Genomic DNA, 16,383 nt, shown 5'->3' with positions numbered 1-16,383 from the left:
GGGGGTGCGCCGGGGCGGCGCGCCCGCCGCGGGCCGGCCAGGGGCGGGCGGGCTCACCGTCCCGCGGCGGCGGCTTCCAGCAGCGGCAGGGTGCGGCCCTGGAAGTGGGTGTTGAGCACAATCACCGAGGACGAGCGGAGCACCGTCCGGGTGGCGATCATGGCATCCAGCACACGCTGCAGGTCCGGGTTGGAGCGGGCCGCAATGCGAGCCATCAGGTCCGAGCTGCCGGAGACGGTGTGAATTTCGATCAGTTCCGGGATCGCCGCGAGGGCCTCGACCACCGCGTCGTGCCCCAGGTCCTGGTTGATTGTCAGGGAGCAGAAAGCGACCACCGGAAACCCGAAATGGGCCGGGTCCGACTGCGGCACCCACGAGCCGATGATGCCGTTGTCCTGCATCCGGTCCAGCCGGGACTGCACGGTGGCGCGGGCCACCTTGAGCACGCGGGAGGCCTCCAGCACGGAGGCCCGGGGTGAATCGGTGAAGAATCGGACAATCTTCGCATCCAGGACATCAACATCCATCGAATATTCCTCCTGCCGACGCATTCGCATCACAAACCTATGTGGAAACTTCGTTCCGCACTTACAAACTGTCACCATGCTCTCACGGCCGGCGCTCCCAGACCCCGCTCCGGAGCGGTAAATTCAATAGGTCCCATAAGGACCCAGAGATCCAAACCACACGAAGGTTCGCAAGAATGACAATGAAGTCCACCGCGGAGCGCCCCGGCCTGAAACTCGGCCACAGCATGAAGCCACGCCAACTCACCATGATGGGACTCGGCAGCGCCATCGGCGCCGGCCTGTTCCTTGGTTCGGGGGCCGGAGTCCAGGCCGCCGGCCCTGCCGTCCTCATCTCTTACCTCGTCGCCGGAACGCTGATCATCCTCGTGATGTGGGCCCTGGGCGAAATGGCCGCGGCCAACCCCAACAGCGGCGCGTTTTCCGTCTATGCCGCCAAGGCCATGGGCAGGACCGCCGGAGCCACCGTGGGCTGGCTCTGGTGGCTGCAGCTGGTGGTGGTGATCGCCGCCGAGGCCCTGGGTGCCGCCGCCCTGCTATTCACGGTCTGGCCAGTCATTCCCGTCTGGGCCCTGTCACTGATCTTTATGGTCATGTTCACGGTGATCAACCTCGCCGGGGTGAAGAACTTCGGCGAGTTCGAGTTCTGGTTCGCCATCCTCAAGGTGGCCGCCATCCTGCTGTTCCTGGGCATCGGCACGGCCCTGCTGCTGGGCTGGCTGCCGGACGTCGAGTCCCCCGGCCTCACCAACTTCACCGCCGATTTCGCCCCCGCCGGTCTGGGCGGCATCGCCTCCGCGCTCTTCGTCGTGATCTTCGCGTTCGGTGGCACCGAGATTGTCAGTGTGGCCGCCGCCGAGACCGAGAACCCCCAGCACAGCGTGGGCCAGGCGATCCGCACCGTCGTGTGGCGGATCCTGGTCTTCTACATCGGCTCGGTATTCGTCATCGCCGCGGTCCTTCCCTCCACCTCGGAAGCCCTCGCCTCGCCGTTCGCCGGCGTCCTGGACATCGCAGGCATCCCCGGCGCCGGCGCCGCCATCACGCTGGTGGCCGTCGTCGCGCTTCTCTCGGCGCTGAACGCGAACCTCTACGGCGCGTCCCGGATGGTCTTCTCGCTGTCCGAACGCGGCGAGGCCCCGCGCTTCCTGTCGAGGATCAACAAGGCAAGGGTGCCGATGCTCGCCGTCGGCGTCTCGGTGGCGTTCGGCTTCCTGGCCGCCGTGCTAGAGCTGCTCTTCCCGGAGAAGATCCTCCCGGCGCTGTTCCAGCTGGTCGGCTCGACCTGCCTGATGGTCTGGGGCTCCGCGCTGGTGTCCCAGCTGATCCTGCGCCGCCGCGCAGACCGCGACGGCACCGTCCTGCCGCTGCGGATGAAGGGTTTCCCGGGCCTGACGATCTTCGGCCTGGTGCTTCTGGCCCTGATTTTCGCCGTCGGCTTCAGCAGCCCGGACAGCAGCAAGCAGCTCGTCAGCACCATCATCCTGGTCGCCGGCATCGCCGCGGCCTGCTGGATCGGCGCCCGCCTCACCCGCAACCGCGGCACGGCACCGGCCGAGCAGACCGAACCCGCGGACGCCAAGAAGTAACAGGCCGAGGCCGCACAACGGACCAGACTGCACAAACTGCAATGCCGGATTCCCGTACGACTGGCATTCTTGTGCAGTCTGGTCAGTGATTTGACGGCTGATTGCACAGCACTGGCCGGGTGACTAGGGTCACAGGCATGGACACACTTCCCGTGGCTGCCGGCGATGCCGCCGAACCGCTCACTCCCGCACAGCTCCGCGAGCTCTATTCGCTGATGGTGGCGGTCCGCCACCTCGATGCCTCGGCCATCGCCTGGCAGCGCCAGGGCATCATCCCCGGCTACGCGCCCGAACTCGGGCAGGAGGCAGCCCAGGTGGGCAGCGGCTACGCCGTGGACACCACCCGGGACTTCGTCTTCCCCACCTACCGCGAGATGGGCGTGGCCCGCACCATGGGCGTTGACATGGTGGCCTACATGTCCACCCACAAGGCCACCTGGCACGGCGGTCTCTACGACCCGCTGGAATCCCGGCTCGCCCCGATCCAGGCCGTCGTGGCCGGCTCCGTGCTGCACGCCGTCGGCTGGGCCCACGGCCAGACGCTGGCCGCCGGGACCGCCGGGACCGCCGTTATAAACGCTGCACGCACCGACGGTACACTCGGCGTCGCGCTGACCTACTTCGGCGACGGCGCCTCCTCCCAGGGCGATGTCCACGAAGCCCTGAACTTCGCCGCCGTGCTGAAGGCCCCCGTGGTGTTCTTCGTCCAGAACAACGGCTGGGCGATCTCGGTTCCCACCGAACGCCAGGTGGCCGGCGGCTCCGTCGCCGCCCGCGCCGCCGGCTACGGCATGCCGGCGCTGCAGATCGACGGCGACGACGTCGTCGCCGTCGTCGAGGCCACCCGCCGCGCCTTCGCGCACGCCCGGGCCGGGAACGGCCCCGTGCTCATTGAGGCCATGACCTACCGCCGCGGCCCGCACTCCACCTCGGATGATCCGGGACGCTACCGCTCGCTCGATGAGGAGCGCGACGGCGCCGGCACCGACCCGCTGGAACGCTTCCGGCAGCGGTTGCTCGCCGACGGCATCGCCGACGAGGCCTTCTTCGCTGAGGCCCTCGCCGCGGCCAAGGCCGAGGAGGAACAGATCCGCACCGGCATCCAGGCGCTCGGGTCCCGCCCCGGCACCGAAATGTTTGACCTGGTTTTCCAGGAAACCACCCCTGCCCTGCAGGCCCAGGCCGCCAACTGGCGCGAGGAGTCCGAACATGTCTAACTCGATTCTCGAAGGCAGAGACGCCGCAGGCGAGAGCACCGCCGACAACACTGCCACGAGCGCAGTGAGCCCGGCAGCCACCACCGTGATGTCCATGCAGCAGGCCCTGAACCGGGCCCTCGACGAGGTGCTGGCGGAAAACCCGAAGACCCTGATCTTCGGGGAGGACTGCGGCCGGCTCGGCGGCGTCTTCCGCATCACCGACGGCCTGCAGGCCACACACGGCGAACAGCGCGTCTTCGACACCCCGCTGGCCGAATCCGGCATCCTCGGCATGTCCGTGGGCCTGGCGATGGCCGGGTTCCACCCCATCCCCGAGGTGCAGTTCGACGGCTTCGCCTACCCGGCCATCAACCAGATCGTCTGCCAGATCGCCCGGATGAACTACCGCAGCCGCGGCACCCTGCCGATGCCCATCACCTTGCGGGTTCCCAGCTTCGGCGGCATCCGCGCCCCCGAACACCACGGCGAAAGCCTCGAGGCGCTGTTCGCGCACGTGCCCGGCCTGAAGGTGGTCTCGCCGTCGAACCCGCACGAGGCGTACCACCTGCTCAAGTACGCCGCGACGCGGCCGGACCCGGTGATCTTCATGGAGCCGAAGTCGCGGTACTGGCAGAAGGGCGAGGTGGACGTCGCCAGCCACGACGCCGCCGGCGGCTCCCCCACCGGGGCGAAGGTCATGCGCGAGGGCCGGCACCTGACCCTCGTCGCGTGGGGCGCCATGGTGGCCCGCTGCCTCCAGGTGGCCGAACTCGCCGCCGAGGACGGGATCGACATCGAGGTCCTGGACCTGCGCTGGCTCAAGCCGATCGACGCCGCGGCCCTGGCCGCCTCCGTGCGCAAGACGCGCCGCGCCGTCGTCGTCCACGAAGCGCCGCTTACCTCCGGCCTGGGCGCCGAGGTGGCCCAGCTGATCACCCAGAGCTGCTTCGACACGCTCAGGGCCCCGGTGGAACGGGTCACCGGCTTCGATGTCCCGTACCCCTCGGGAGACCTGGAAGACGAATACATCCCGAACATTGACCGGATCCTCTTCGGGATCCAGCGAGTATTGGAGTACAAACGTGGCTGAAATTTCCTTCCCGCTCCCGGACCTCGGCGAGGGCCTGATCGAGGCCACCGTGCTGGAATGGTTCGTGGCTCCGGGCGACCAGGTCGAACGCAACCAGCCCCTCGTCGAGGTCGAAACCACCAAGTCAGCCGTTGAATTGCCCAGTCCGCAGGCAGGTAAAGTGGTGCGTATCCACGGCGGGCCCGGCGACAAGATCAATGTCGGAGAGCCCCTGATTGTGTTTGAGGTGCCGGACAACACCGCCGGCATCGTGGGCACGGTCCCGAAGGAAGAGGCACCGAAGCGCCGGGTCCGCCTGAGCGCCGTACTTGATGAGGACTGACACCATGAGCGGCAGACACACCGGCGAACAGCATTCCCACACCGTCGAAGGCACCGACCCCCAGCTGTACGTGGGAGTCCACGAGCCCGGGTCCGACGCCGGGCTGCGCCCGGTGCTGCTGCTGCACGGCTTCTCCTCCTCCTCCAAGCTCAACTGGGAGGACACCGGCTGGCTCACCGCGCTGCTGGAGGCCGGCCGCCGCGTCATCACCGTGGACCTGCCCGGCCACGGCCGCAGCGGCGCCCCCGAGGACATGGACTCCTACACGCCCAGCCGGATCCGCGCGGATCTGCTGCAGATCACGTTCGACGCCGGCGTCCGGCCCCTGCGTGACGGCGACCCGTCCAGCGGCCTGGACCTGATCGGTTACTCGCTCGGCTCCCGGCTCGCCTGGGAGTTCGGCGCCACCCAGCACGAGCTGGTACACCGGCTGGTCCTGGGCGGGCCCAACGTCTCGGATCCGCTGGCCGACTTCGACCTCGTTGCCGCGCAGCACCACCTGGCCGACGGTACCCCGATCGCCGACGCGTCCACCGCCGGACTGCTAAAGATGGCGCAGATGCTGCCCAGCAACAACATCTTCTCGCTGCTGTCCCTCGTGGAGGCCGTCAAGAGCGAGCCGTTCGACCCAGCCGAGGCCGTGCCACATATGCCGATGCTGCTGGTGGCCGGGGAAAAAGACGACCGTGCCGCCTCGATGCCGGAACTCGCGGCGCTGGGCGCCAAGGCGGGCGCCCAGGTCGAGCAGCTGGTCCTGCCGGGCCGGAACCACACCAACGCCATCACCAGCCGCGCGTTCAAGCAGGGGGCCATCAGCTTCCTGGCCGTCTGATCCCGGAACGGAAGAGGGTGTCCATGGGCATGCGCTTCACCGACCGCGGGCAGGCCGGCAGGCTCCTGGCCGCCGCCCTCCCCCAGTTCCGCGGGCGCCCGGACACTGTGGTGCTGGGCCTGGCCCGCGGCGGTGTCCAGGTCGCCGCCGAGGCAGCCGCGGCGCTCCGGCTGCCCTGGGACGTGCTGCCGGTCCGCAAGCTGGGGGTTCCCGGGCACGCGGAATCGGCCTTCGGTGCGCTGGCCGCGGTCAACGGCCGGGTGGTGCGGGTACGGAACCGGCCGTTTGTGGACCAGCTCCTGGAACTGGGGATCACCCAGCCGGCACTCGATGAGGTTGTGAGGTCCGAGCAGGCGGAACTGGAGCGCCGCGCCGGAGCGTATCCGGGGCCGCGGCTGCCGCTGGCCGGCAAAACCGTGATCGTGGCCGACGACGGAATGGCCACCGGGGCGACAATGCGGGCAGCCGTCGAGGCGGTGCGGGCGGCCGGCGCGGCGGCCGTCGTCGTCGGGGTCCCGGTCGCCTCGCTGGAGGCACAGACGTCCCTGCAGCAGCCCGCCGACGCCGTCTTCAGCCTGTTCATCCCCGGCCAGTTCCGGGCCGTCGGCAGCTATTACCGCGACTTCGGGCAGGTGCGGGACGACGACGTCGTCCGGCTGCTGGGTGCCCGGCCCGCCTGAACAGACTCCCCCAGCCGGAGGCCCCGGATGGGTGCGGGCCGACCCCGCGCAGGGTTAACGACGGGAGGGGCACGGACCGTTTTGGCCCGCGCCCCTCCCGACTTGCTTAATTGCTGCTAGTGCCTTGCCGCCACATCCGTTGCGCCGTGGCTGACGCCGAGCGGGCGGCCCCTGGTTTCTCCCGCCAGCAGGACGCCGGCCGCGGAGATGACACAAAGGATCATGATGTAGATGCCGATGGAACCGGTCCACCCGGTACCCTGCAGCAGGGCCTCCGCGATGGTGGCCGCGAACGCACCGCCGAGGATCGCGCCGAAGGCGTAGCCGATCGAGATGCCCGAGTAGCGCACGTTCGCCGGGAACATCTCGGCGTACATCGCGGACATCGGGCCGTAGGACAGGCCCAGGCCGATGGTCAGGACGAACAGCGCGACGCCGTAGAGCGCGATGTTCTTGGTGTCGATCAGGGCGAACATCGGGATCATCCAGGCGAAGACGATGCCGTAGCCGATCAGGAAGGTCTTGACGCGGCCGATCTTGTCCGACAGCCAGCCGCCGACCAGGGTGAAGATCAGCCAGCCGAAGGAGGCCAGCGTGGTGGCCAGCAGGATCTGCGCGACGGGCATCTTCAGGGACTTGGTGGCGTAGGAGATGAAGAAGGCGATCAGCAGGTAGCCGGCGGCGTTGTTGCCGATGAAGATCATCGTCGAGTAGAGGACGGCCTTCTTGTGCTTGCGGATGAGCTCTCCGAGCGGAGCCTTGCTCTCTTCCTTGCGTTCCTGCATCTCCTTGAACACGGGGCTCTCGGCCACGGCGCGGCGGATCAGGTAACCGACGATGATCAGCACGATGGACAGCAGGAACGGTACACGCCAGCCCCAGGAGGCGAAGTCTTCCTTGGACATGCTGGTGTTGAGGAAGTACAGCAGGCCGGTGGCGAGGATCATGCCGACCGGAACACCGATCTGCGGGTACGCGCCGAACAGTCCGCGCTTGCTCTTGGGAGCGTGCTCGACGGCCATCAGGGCGGCGCCGCCCCATTCACCGCCGGCGGAGAAGCCCTGGATGACACGGAGCAGGATCAGCAGGACCGGGGCCCAGACGCCGATCTGGGCGTAGGTCGGCAGCATGCCGATCAGCGCCGTGGCGGCGCCCATCATGATGAGGGTGAAGACCAGCATGGCCTTGCGGCCGAGGCGGTCACCCAGGTGGCCGGCGACGATGGCGCCGAGCGGGCGGAACAGGAAGCTGATGCCGATGAGGGCGAAGGACAGGATCTGTGCCAGGCCCGGGTTGGAGGCGTTCAGCGGAGCCAGGAACAGCGGTGACAGCAGCGTGGCTGTCAGCTGGGCGAAGATGAAGAAGTCGTACCACTCGATAGTGGTCCCGACCAGGGTGCCCGCGAGGACTTTGCGTTCCTCATGCTTGCTGCTGGGGCCCGCCTCAGAATCGACACGTGAAGTTGCGGTCATTGGAACTCCGTTGCTGGGGGCAGAGGTACTGCCCGGGGTGGGTGCGGTGCGAATAACTGAATGCCTCTAGCATTTACTGATCGAACGGTCAGTTAGTATACAGAATCTTACTATGAAATGTGTGATAGGGCACACATCCCTGGGAAAAAAGCTTTGCCGCCGCCAAGAAGTGACGGGAAAGCCTGTCTTCACGGGTCAGTCGGTGCGGTTCAGGAACTCCCGCACCCGGGCCCGGACGGGCCCGCGGTCGTAGCTGTTCACCATGGCGCCGGCCATCCGGACCGGGTCTCCGAAGAAGAAGTATTCATAGAGTGACTGCCGGCCGGAGAAGCCGGAGACCGAGGCGTCGAAGGCGAGCTTGAACAGCCGGACGCGCTCCGGGCCGGTCAGCGATTTGCCCTGCAGGTACATCTCGATGTCGGCCCGGGCGTCGCTGTTGACGTCCGCCTCGCCGGGGAGCGCCATCAGGCCGGAAGCGGAGAACTTGCGGATGATCTGCGGGAAGCGCTGGGCGACCTTCGGGTACCAGTTGCGGGCGGCGTTCAGCGTGGACCACTTGGGCAGCATGACACCGGCATCGTTGAGCTCCGCATCCGCCTCCGAAGCCCGGACCAGCGCCCGGCCGATTTCGACGTCGACAATCAGTTCGGCGATGTCCTCCTGGATGTGCTGGAATCCGTCGATGCCGATCGAGTCGGCGAGTTCGGAAGCCAGGCCCAGGAAGAACTCGCTCTTGGCGATGGTGCGGGTGACCACCTGGTGGGTCATCAGGGCGCCGGCGCCGGTTTCGGAGTAGAAGCCGTTGCACAGCTGCGGGTTGCCGAGCATGAAGATGCGCTCGTTGGGGACGAAGACGTGGTCGAAGACCGCGACGGCGTCCATTTCCTCGTAGCGGGACGCGAGCGGTTCGTCGTGGGTGCTGCCGCCGTTGTACAGCGAGGTGCGGCACAGGTAGCGCAGGCCCGGCGTGTCATTGGGGATGGCGAAAGCGTAGGAGTACGGGGCGTCCTCCGGCGTCCCGCGGAGCACCGTGGAGGGGAAGACGAGCAGCTCGTCCGCGATCGGGGCGATGGTGGCCAGCATCCGGGCGCCCTGGATGACGATGCCGTCCTCGCGCTCCTCGATAATCCGGGCCGACAGCTGGCCGCCGAGCTGCTCGGAGCCGGAGACGGAGCGGTTGGCCTGCGGCGGGATCAGCGTGTGCGTCGCAAGGACGTCGTTTTCCCGGGCCCACTCGTAGTAGCTGCGGACGTTCTCGCCGAACTTGGGATCGGCCTGGGAAAACCACTTCCCGGCGGTGCTGAGGGCGGTGAGCGAGGAATTCATGTAGTCGCCGGAGCGGCCCAGGAAGCCATTGGATGACTCGGCCCAGGTCGAAATGGCGCGGCGGCGGCGCTCAAGGTCCTCGACGGTCTTCGGCACCAGGAAGGAGGCATTGACGAGATCGCCGCTGGTGGGCGAGGTGTACGTCAGCGCGTCCTGGTATTTCGGGTCATGCTGCATGTCGAAAAGCCGGGCGTAGGAGCGCGCCACGTTGCGGAACGCGGGGTGCTCGGCGACCTTTTCGCTGACCACCTCACCATCGATCACCACGTGGGGCGTCATGGCGTTGAGTTTGTCCAGATACTGCTGTCCTGTACGGATACCCATTGTTGTTCCTCCAGTCGTCGTTGAGCTGAACCGAAATCAGAGCAGGTCTTCCATGCCCAGCTGGCTCTCCGGGATGGTGGTGAACGTACTGTTCGCGTAGGCCAGCGCATCGCCGTTGCGGTAGTTGAAGTCCACGACCTCACCGAGGTAGAGCGTGTGGTCGCCGCCGTCGTACGCCGCCCAGGGCTTGCACTCAAAATAGGCGAGCACGTGGGAGAGCCGCGGGGCCGTGCCGCCCTCCACCCAGAGCGGCTGTGGTCCGGGACGGCCGGCGAAGTGCATCGCGAGGTGCCGCTGTTCCGCGCCCAGGATGTTGACCGTGAAGGGCCGGCCGGCGAGTTCGTCGTGGGCCTTGGCGGTGCGGGCGATGCTCACGAGCACCAGGGGCGGATTCATGGACACGGAGGTGAAGGAGTTGACGGTGATGCCGTGGCGTTTCGTGGCGCCGTCAAAGGTCACAATCGCCACGCCGGTGGCGAACCGGCCCAGGCTGCCGCGGAAGTGGTGGGCCCGCGCGCCGGGCGTGCGGCCCGGATCAACCGGGACCGGCTCGGTGCGGGGCTTGGCAATCATCAGCGATCCCTTGCGTTGCGTGGCGGCAGGGTTGGGGGGTGTATTTCGTCGTCGAAAGTTCTATAATCGAACGAGTAATTCCCATATAGAACGCTAACGCACTGTGAGGCGGAGCACAAGGGCCGAACGGTGCGTCCAGGCATCCCGGCCGCCCGCACCTAGGATGGACAAATGACCCCGACCGCCGGCAGCGCCCAGGCTTCCCCGTCCCAGACGCTGTCGCGCGGCATCCGCGCCCTCGAAATCCTGGCCGACGCCCAGCACCCGCTCACCATCGCCGAACTGGCCGACGCCATGGGAGTGCACCGTTCCGTGGCCTACCGCATCCTCCGCACCCTGGAAGACCACTCCCTGCTGGTGCGCGACGACGGCGGCCGGGTCCAGCCCGGACCCGGCCTCGCCGTCCTGGCCCGGGGAGTTTCGCGGAACCTGCAGACGGCGGCACTGCCGGAGCTCACCCAGCTCGCCAATACGCTGATGATGAGCGCCTTCGTCGCCGTCTGGGACCACGCGGAATGCGTCACGCTGGTCACCGTGGATCCGCGCCACACCGGCGCCACCGTGGTCCAGCATCCCGGCTCCCGGCATCCGATCAGCGCCGGCGCACCCGGGATTGCGATCCAGTCGGCGCTGTCTGAAGAGGAATGGGCCGCGGCCGCCCCCGGCATCCCCTACCGGGCCGAAGCGGCCGAGGCGCGCCGCCGGGGTTATGCCGCCAGCCACGACGAGGTCATCTCCGGCGTTTCCTCGCTGGCCGTACCGGTCCGGGTTCCGGGCGGCCGTCCGGCGGCTCTCGCCGTTGTGTACATCCGCGCCGCGCAGGACCCCGAGGAGGTCGCCGCGGCCCTGACAGTGAGCGCCCGACGCATCGAGAGCCAGCTGGGCTGACAGCCGCGGGGCACTCCCCTCCGGCCGTGCTAGCTCGTTCCGGGAGTGCTTGACAAGCAGCCCCGTCTCAGGCAGTTTGTATCGTATACGATTTCATACTCAATGAGGAGATGTGATGGCCGAGCACTACATTCCAGACGACCTTCCGACGCGCATCCGCCACTACATCGACGGCGAGTTCGTTGATTCCGTCAGCGGCCGGACCTTCGATGTGCTGGATCCGGTCTCCAACACCAACTACGCCACCGCCGCCGCGGGCCAGAAAGAGGACGTCGACCGCGCCGTCGCCGCCGCCCGCAAAGCCTTCACCGCCGGGCCGTGGCCGCGGATGAAGCCGCGGGAACGCGCCCGGATCCTGAACCGGATCGCCGACGCCGTCGAGGCGCAGGAGACCCGGCTGGCGCAGCTGGAGACCTTCGACACCGGCCTGCCGATCACCCAGGCCAAGGGCCAGGCGCTGCGCGCGGCGGAGAATTTCCGCTTCTTCGCGGACCTCATCGTGGCGCAGTTCGACGATGCCATGAAGGTCCCCGGCGCGCAGATCAACTACGTGAACCGCAAGCCGATCGGCGTCGCGGGCCTGATCACCCCCTGGAACACCCCGTTTATGCTCGAGTCCTGGAAACTCGCCCCGGCCCTGGCCACCGGCAACACCGTGGTCCTCAAACCGGCCGAGTTCACCCCGCTCTCGGCGTCGCTGTGGGCGCAGATCTTCAAGGACGCCGGCCTGCCGGACGGGGTGTTCAACCTGGTCAACGGCCTCGGCGAGGAGGCCGGTGACGCGCTCGTGAAGCACCCGGATGTCCCGCTGATCTCCTTCACCGGGGAGACCACCACCGGGCAGACGATTTTCCGCAACGCCGCGGAGAACCTCAAGGGCCTGTCCATGGAACTGGGCGGCAAGTCACCCTGCGTCGTCTTTGCCGACGCCGACCTGGACGCCGCGATCGACTCCACCCTGTTCGGGGTCTTTTCGCTCAACGGCGAGCGCTGCACCGCCGGCTCCCGCATCCTCGTCCACCGGGACATCTACGAGGAATTCTGCGACAGGTACGCCGCCCGGGCCAGGAACATCGTGGTCGGTGACCCGCACGACCCCAAGACCGAGGTCGGCGCGCTGGTCCACCCGGAGCACTATGAGAAGGTGTCCCGGTACGTGGAGATCGGCAAGTCCGAGGGCCGGCTGCTGGCCGGCGGCGGGCGGCCCGAGGGGCTTCCGACCGGCAACTACATCGCGCCGACCGTCTTCGCGGACGTCATGCCGGACGCGCGGATCTTCCAGGAGGAGATCTTCGGTCCCGTCGTCGCGATCACGCCGTTCGCGGACGACGCCGAGGCGCTGGCCCTGGCGAACAACACCCGGTACGGGCTGGCCGGCTATGTCTGGACCAACGACCTGACCCGGGCGCACAACTTTTCGCAGAACCTCGAGGCCGGCATGGTCTGGCTCAACAGCCACAACGTCCGGGATCTGCGCACCCCGTTCGGCGGCGTCAAGTCCTCCGGGCTGGGCCACGAGGGCGGCTACCGTTCGATCGATTTCTACACCGACCAGCAGGCCGTCCACATCACCCTCGGCACCGTGCACACGCCGAAGTTCGGTGCCGCGGCGGCGCAGTAGCGCGCTGCACCTGCCACCCCGCCTGCGCTCCCCCACGTGCGGCCCCCACTGCGCCAATTGCCCTATCACTTTGGGTCCCTCTCCCCGCTCAGAGCAGCTCAAAGGGATAGGGCATCCGCGGGTTCGCCGGGGGTCAGCCGGCGGCCGCCGTCCTGTTCCGCCGGTGGAGTACGACGGCGGCAGCCGCTCCCAGCAGGAGCAGGGCAGTGGCGGCGCACACCGGCACGACGAATGCCCTGGAGTAGCCCTGGTGCTGCGCCAGCTGCCCCGCGATGGACGAGCCGATCGCGGTGCCGGCCACGATGCCGCTGGCCAGCGCGGTCATGACCGTGCCGAGTTTCCCCGCCGGGGCGACGAGCCCGCCGATCGCGAAGACCGTGACCATCAGCGGTCCCACCGGGAGGCCCAGGACCAGGAGCACCAGGATCATGGGAAGCGCCGTCGAGGGCAGCAACAGCAGCAGCGCCAGTCCGGCCATCAGCCCCGCGCAGGCCAGCCAGCGGGCGTTGGCGGTGAAACGCTGGGGCCAGTACGCCACCGACAGGGCCGCCGCGGCGGAGCTCAGCCCCATCACCGCGTAGAGCAGGCCGGCCAGTTCGGACGTCGCGAAGCTGGCCGCAAAGGAACTCAGCGACGTCTGGGTGGAACCGAAGAACGTGCCCATGCAGACCATGGCCAGGACGGGTAGGGCGACGGCGGCGAGTGCGGCCGCGCGCTGGCCGGCCGGCTGGGACGCCCGGCGCTGTTTCTCCTGGGCGGCACCGGCCGCTGTCCGCGCGGGCGTCCGGACCACCGCGTGATGCGTGGGGTGCACGGCGAAGGCCGGCACTAGTGTGATGGTCAGGACCGCGGCGAGGGCGAGCGGCAGCCAAGGCGCGACCAGGCTGGCCAGGATTCCCACCAGCGCCGGACCCAGGACGAAGGTCAGTTCGTCGGCGGTGCTTTCATAGGACAGCGCCGTGTCCAGGTCCGCGGGCCCGACGTTTCGTCCGCCGCGAGAGGTCAGTGCCATCCAGCGGACCCGGGCCAGCGGTCCCACCTGCGGGCAGCTGGCACCGGCCACAAAGGCGGCCACCAGGACCGGAACGGCGGCCGCGAGGTCCTGTCCGGCGGGGATCAGGTAGGCGGCCAGGATCAGTGCGATGACGGCGAAGGTGTTCAAGACGGCGGCGAACACCAGCACCGGGCGTTGGCCCCGGCGGTCCGCCAGTGCGCCGAGGATGGGCGCGCCGAGCGCCGAGCCGATGCCGACCGCGCCGGCCGACATACCGCCGACTGCGTAGGAGCCGGTGACGGCGGTGACCAGGGTGAGGGCTCCGACGGTGAGCATCGCCAGCGGGAGGCGGGCGAAGAGGCCAATGGGGATGAAGCTTCGGCCGGCCAGCAGCGGCAGCCGGGCGTACCGCCCGGGTGTGCGCGTTTCCGGCGCGGAGGCGGGTTCCGGCGCGGAGGCGGGCCCGGCAAGGGCGGTGGCGTCTTCAGGACAGTGGGGCGCCGAGGAAACGGGCGCCCGGGAGGGCGTTGAAAGGGTCATGATTCCGGGTTCATTCAATGGTGCGCATCGTCCCTCCTCCCGATGCGCGCGACCCGGTAACTCACCAATTATAGCCGCAGGTGCCTGATTGCGCAGGCCCTGCGGCCGTGGCGGGCGGGGCTGCGGGCGCGGATCAGACCGGGGCGTCGTCGGAGATATGCAGGGTGGAACCGTTGCGTCCCTTGACCACCTGAAGCTGGGTGCTGATGCGCTGTTTCATTTCCCCGACATGGCTCACCAGGCCGACGACGCGCCCGCCGTCCCGGAGCCCCTCCAGGGCGTCCATGACCTGCTCGAGGGCCTGTTCGTCGAGGCTGCCGAAGCCCTCGTCCACGAACAGCGTCTCGATGTCCACACCGCCGGATTCCTGCTGCACCACATCCGCCAAGCCGAGGGCCAGTGCGAGCGAGGCCATAAAGGACTCGCCGCCGGACAGCGTTGCGGTGTCGCGCCGCTGCCCGGTCCACTGGTCCACCACCTCCAGGCCGAGGCCGGACTTCGCGCCGCGGGCCGCCTTGGCGTCCGTGTGCTGCAGGATGTAGCGGCCGTCGCTCATCCCGATCAGCCGTTCCGAGGCAGCGACTGCCACCTGTTCGAGCCGCGCGGCGAGCACATAGCTGTTCAGGCTCATGCGGTAGTTGTTGTCTCCCGCGCCGCGGGCCGCGTCGGCGACGGCGGTCAGCAGTTGCGCCCGTCCGCGCGGTTCCCGTCCGGACTCGGCAAGCTGCGCGTAGTTGGCCGCGATGGCGCCCAGCGTCCGGACGGATTTTTCCGCCAGGCCGGCGGCGAGGTCCGCGTCCCGGGCTGAGCGTTCCGCCGCTGCGGCGTCTGCGCGGAGCCGGTCCACGAGCCCCTCGACGAGAGGTCCCTCCGTTTCCAGCTCGTGGGAGGCCAGCACAAGTTCCTCGCTGGCGAAGAGTTCCTGGATCCGGGCCGCTTCGTCCTGACCGGCGCGCACGGCGGTTTCCAGTGCCGCGGCGTCCGCGGCCGGGAGCAGCACGGCACGGGCCGCGGCCGCGGACTCGAAGCCGGTGCCCGGAAGCGCCAGCTCCAGCTGCAGCCGGGCTTCGGCGGAACGGGCCGTGGCCTGTTCCAGCCGGGTCCGCGCCGCATCGGCGCGTTCCAGCACGGCGGCGGTGCCGTCCAGCGCTGCGATGCGCTTGGCCAGGACCGGGTGGCCGGCCCGGAGTTTGTCGAGGGCCTGTTCGAGGGAGTCGGCCTGGTCCAGGACTTCCGTGAGGGTGGATTGGGTCTGGGCGATGCCTGCCGCCGCGGCCGCCTGGTCCTGTTCGGCGGCGGCAATCTCCTCTTCCAGGTCGGCGTGCCGGGAGCGGCTGGCGGCAAGCTCCGCAGCCGCGTCGCGCGCCTCGGCGGCACGTTCCTTGGCCAGGCTGGCCTCGAGGGTGGCGCCCTCGGGCTCCGTGTCGCCTCCCTGGGCCGCCAGCACGGCGACGGTCTGCCGGTCCGCGGCGAGTTCGCGGTCGAGCGCCGTCAGCGCGGCTTCCGCCACCTCGCAGGCCTGCTGCGCGGTCTTCTCGGCCTCGGCCACGGTCAGGGCGGAGGCCGTGGCCGGGGCAGGCGCCGGGTGTTCGGGGCTGCCGCACACGGCACACGGGACGCCGGGCTCCAGCTGGGATGCGAGTTCCGCGGCAGCGTTGGCCAGCCGTTCCTCGCGGAGATCGAGCCACCGCTGGCGGCGGTCCTGGTGCTCCTCCCGGGCGCGGCCGTGGCGTTCGGCGACGGCCCGGCAGTCCTTCCCGGCCGCGGCGTAGCGCCGGACGAGGACCAGCAGTTCCTCCGCGGCGGCTGCCTCTTTCGTCCGCAGCTGCACTTCGGCGGCGAGTTCTTCGAGCGGACGCAACCCGGCGGTCAGTGCCTCGGATTCCTGGCGCAGGGCGGCCAGGGCAGCAGCTCCGGACGTCCGTCCCTCGTCCAGCTGCGCCAGGCCCAGGCGCAGCTGGGCGGTGCGGCTCCGAAGTCCGCTGAGCCTGGCTTCGTCGGGCATCCGCTCGTCCAGGACCGCGCGCAGGGAACGCAGCCCGCGCAGCGCGGACCGCAAGTCCACCCCGTCGTGGGTGTTGCCGCCGGCGCTGCCGGCGCTGTCACCGGGCTCCGGGTCCGCGATGCCGCCCGGGGTGCCGTCCCGCAGCGCGGCGAGTTCAGGGTCGGTGAGGGCTGCGGTGCGCAGGTCTGCCGCGGCAGCGGCCATGGCAGCGGCGGCCAGGGCCTCGGTCGTGCCGGCGCTGTCCACCGCGTGCAGTTGGCCGCTGAGGACTTCGGCCCGGCGGTGCAGGCCCAGTCGTCCGCCCTTGGCGGCGGCGGCGGGGGCGGCGGCCTCAGCCTCGGCGCGCCGGTGTTCGGCCGCGGCCAGCTTGGCCTGGCGGGCGGCACGCGCCGTCGCGGTGT

At 69.1% G+C, this 16,383-nt stretch carries 14 protein-coding genes; 8 read left to right on the top strand and 6 right to left on the bottom strand.

What is annotated here, in order from left to right:
* Window positions 1–53 precede the first annotated feature (53 nt).
* Window positions 54–527: an Lrp/AsnC family transcriptional regulator gene (locus ACZYZ5_RS21290; RefSeq protein WP_463904360.1), complete on the bottom strand. Its 474-nt coding sequence runs from the start codon at window positions 525–527 to the stop codon at window positions 54–56.
* A 176-nt stretch (window positions 528–703) separates the two neighbouring features.
* Between ACZYZ5_RS21290 and ACZYZ5_RS21285 the strand changes: the two genes are divergently transcribed.
* The 6 genes from ACZYZ5_RS21285 to ACZYZ5_RS21260 all read left to right on the top strand — a co-directional run bounded on the left by ACZYZ5_RS21285 (window position 704) and on the right by ACZYZ5_RS21260 (window position 6,239).
* Window positions 704–2,116, top strand: coding sequence for an amino acid permease (locus ACZYZ5_RS21285; protein ID WP_463904359.1), 1,413 nt, complete (start codon window positions 704–706; stop codon window positions 2,114–2,116).
* A 137-nt stretch (window positions 2,117–2,253) separates the two neighbouring features.
* Window positions 2,254–3,333 carry a thiamine pyrophosphate-dependent enzyme gene (locus ACZYZ5_RS21280; RefSeq protein WP_463904358.1) on the top strand — a complete coding sequence of 360 codons (1,080 nt, stop codon included), beginning with the start codon at window positions 2,254–2,256 and terminating at the stop codon, window positions 3,331–3,333.
* Entirely contained in the window at window positions 3,326–4,405 is a 1,080-nt protein-coding gene (locus ACZYZ5_RS21275) for an alpha-ketoacid dehydrogenase subunit beta (protein ID WP_463904357.1), read from the top strand. Before ACZYZ5_RS21280 ends, ACZYZ5_RS21275 begins: the two co-directional genes overlap by 8 nt.
* Window positions 4,398–4,727, top strand: a complete 330-nt coding sequence (locus ACZYZ5_RS21270; protein ID WP_463904356.1) for a biotin/lipoyl-containing protein — start codon at window positions 4,398–4,400, stop codon at window positions 4,725–4,727. Before ACZYZ5_RS21275 ends, ACZYZ5_RS21270 begins: the two co-directional genes overlap by 8 nt.
* 4 nt (window positions 4,728–4,731) lie before the next feature.
* Window positions 4,732–5,559: an alpha/beta fold hydrolase gene (locus tag ACZYZ5_RS21265; RefSeq protein WP_463904355.1), complete on the top strand. Its 828-nt coding sequence runs from the start codon at window positions 4,732–4,734 to the stop codon at window positions 5,557–5,559.
* A 23-nt stretch (window positions 5,560–5,582) separates the two neighbouring features.
* Entirely contained in the window at window positions 5,583–6,239 is a 657-nt protein-coding gene (locus ACZYZ5_RS21260; protein ID WP_463904354.1) for a phosphoribosyltransferase, read from the top strand.
* 116 nt (window positions 6,240–6,355) lie between these two features.
* Here the strand turns inward: ACZYZ5_RS21260 and ACZYZ5_RS21255 are convergent, their stop codons facing one another.
* The 3 genes from ACZYZ5_RS21255 to ACZYZ5_RS21245 form a co-directional block, all read right to left on the bottom strand.
* A complete protein-coding gene (locus ACZYZ5_RS21255) occupies window positions 6,356–7,711 on the bottom strand; it encodes an MFS transporter (protein WP_463904353.1) in 1,356 nt (451 codons plus the stop codon).
* A 195-nt stretch (window positions 7,712–7,906) separates the two neighbouring features.
* Complete coding sequence (gene hpaB / locus ACZYZ5_RS21250; protein WP_463904352.1) at window positions 7,907–9,361, bottom strand: 4-hydroxyphenylacetate 3-monooxygenase, oxygenase component; 1,455 nt, start codon at window positions 9,359–9,361, stop codon at window positions 7,907–7,909.
* 36 nt (window positions 9,362–9,397) lie between these two features.
* The gene (locus ACZYZ5_RS21245) at window positions 9,398–9,934 is read right to left on the bottom strand and encodes a flavin reductase family protein (protein ID WP_463904351.1); all 537 of its coding nucleotides are present in this window, start codon (window positions 9,932–9,934) and stop codon (window positions 9,398–9,400) included.
* A gap of 171 nt (window positions 9,935–10,105) precedes the next feature.
* On the opposite strand from ACZYZ5_RS21245, the gene ACZYZ5_RS21240 reads away from it, so the two are divergent.
* Window positions 10,106–10,822, top strand: a complete 717-nt coding sequence (locus ACZYZ5_RS21240) for an IclR family transcriptional regulator (protein ID WP_463904350.1) — start codon at window positions 10,106–10,108, stop codon at window positions 10,820–10,822.
* Between the two features lie 115 nt (window positions 10,823–10,937).
* Complete coding sequence (hpaE, locus tag ACZYZ5_RS21235) at window positions 10,938–12,443, top strand: 5-carboxymethyl-2-hydroxymuconate semialdehyde dehydrogenase (RefSeq protein ID WP_463904349.1); 1,506 nt, start codon at window positions 10,938–10,940, stop codon at window positions 12,441–12,443.
* Between the two features lie 133 nt (window positions 12,444–12,576).
* On the opposite strand, the gene ACZYZ5_RS21230 is transcribed toward hpaE, so the two are convergent.
* Together ACZYZ5_RS21230 and ACZYZ5_RS21225 are read right to left on the bottom strand one after the other, a co-directional pair.
* Window positions 12,577–13,977 carry an MFS transporter gene (locus ACZYZ5_RS21230; RefSeq protein WP_463904348.1) on the bottom strand — a complete coding sequence of 467 codons (1,401 nt, stop codon included), beginning with the start codon at window positions 13,975–13,977 and terminating at the stop codon, window positions 12,577–12,579.
* A gap of 133 nt (window positions 13,978–14,110) precedes the next feature.
* The coding region (locus tag ACZYZ5_RS21225) for an SbcC/MukB-like Walker B domain-containing protein (RefSeq protein ID WP_463904347.1) at window positions 14,111–16,383 on the bottom strand (2,273 nt) is incomplete at its 5' end.

Source organism: Pseudarthrobacter ribosi (assembly GCF_055412865.1).
Note: the sequence above shows the minus strand (reverse complement) of the source record. Positions and strands in the feature narration are given on the sequence as shown.

What these genes read in the sequence shown, in the direction of transcription:
- ACZYZ5_RS21230 (WP_463904348.1), bottom strand. Translation starts at nt 13,977, where the DNA reads ATGACCCTTTCAACGCCCTCCCGGGCGCCCGTTTCCTCGGCGCCCCAC.
- ACZYZ5_RS21285 (WP_463904359.1), top strand. Translation starts at nt 704, where the DNA reads ATGACAATGAAGTCCACCGCGGAGCGCCCCGGCCTGAAACTCGGCCAC.
- ACZYZ5_RS21260 (WP_463904354.1), top strand. Translation starts at nt 5,583, where the DNA reads ATGGGCATGCGCTTCACCGACCGCGGGCAGGCCGGCAGGCTCCTGGCC.
- ACZYZ5_RS21265 (WP_463904355.1), top strand. Translation starts at nt 4,732, where the DNA reads ATGAGCGGCAGACACACCGGCGAACAGCATTCCCACACCGTCGAAGGC.
- ACZYZ5_RS21275 (WP_463904357.1), top strand. Translation starts at nt 3,326, where the DNA reads ATGTCTAACTCGATTCTCGAAGGCAGAGACGCCGCAGGCGAGAGCACC.
- ACZYZ5_RS21245 (WP_463904351.1), bottom strand. Translation starts at nt 9,934, where the DNA reads ATGATTGCCAAGCCCCGCACCGAGCCGGTCCCGGTTGATCCGGGCCGC.
- ACZYZ5_RS21240 (WP_463904350.1), top strand. Translation starts at nt 10,106, where the DNA reads ATGACCCCGACCGCCGGCAGCGCCCAGGCTTCCCCGTCCCAGACGCTG.
- ACZYZ5_RS21280 (WP_463904358.1), top strand. Translation starts at nt 2,254, where the DNA reads ATGGACACACTTCCCGTGGCTGCCGGCGATGCCGCCGAACCGCTCACT.
- hpaB (WP_463904352.1), bottom strand. Translation starts at nt 9,361, where the DNA reads ATGGGTATCCGTACAGGACAGCAGTATCTGGACAAACTCAACGCCATG.
- hpaE (WP_463904349.1), top strand. Translation starts at nt 10,938, where the DNA reads ATGGCCGAGCACTACATTCCAGACGACCTTCCGACGCGCATCCGCCAC.
- ACZYZ5_RS21255 (WP_463904353.1), bottom strand. Translation starts at nt 7,711, where the DNA reads ATGACCGCAACTTCACGTGTCGATTCTGAGGCGGGCCCCAGCAGCAAG.
- ACZYZ5_RS21290 (WP_463904360.1), bottom strand. Translation starts at nt 527, where the DNA reads ATGGATGTTGATGTCCTGGATGCGAAGATTGTCCGATTCTTCACCGAT.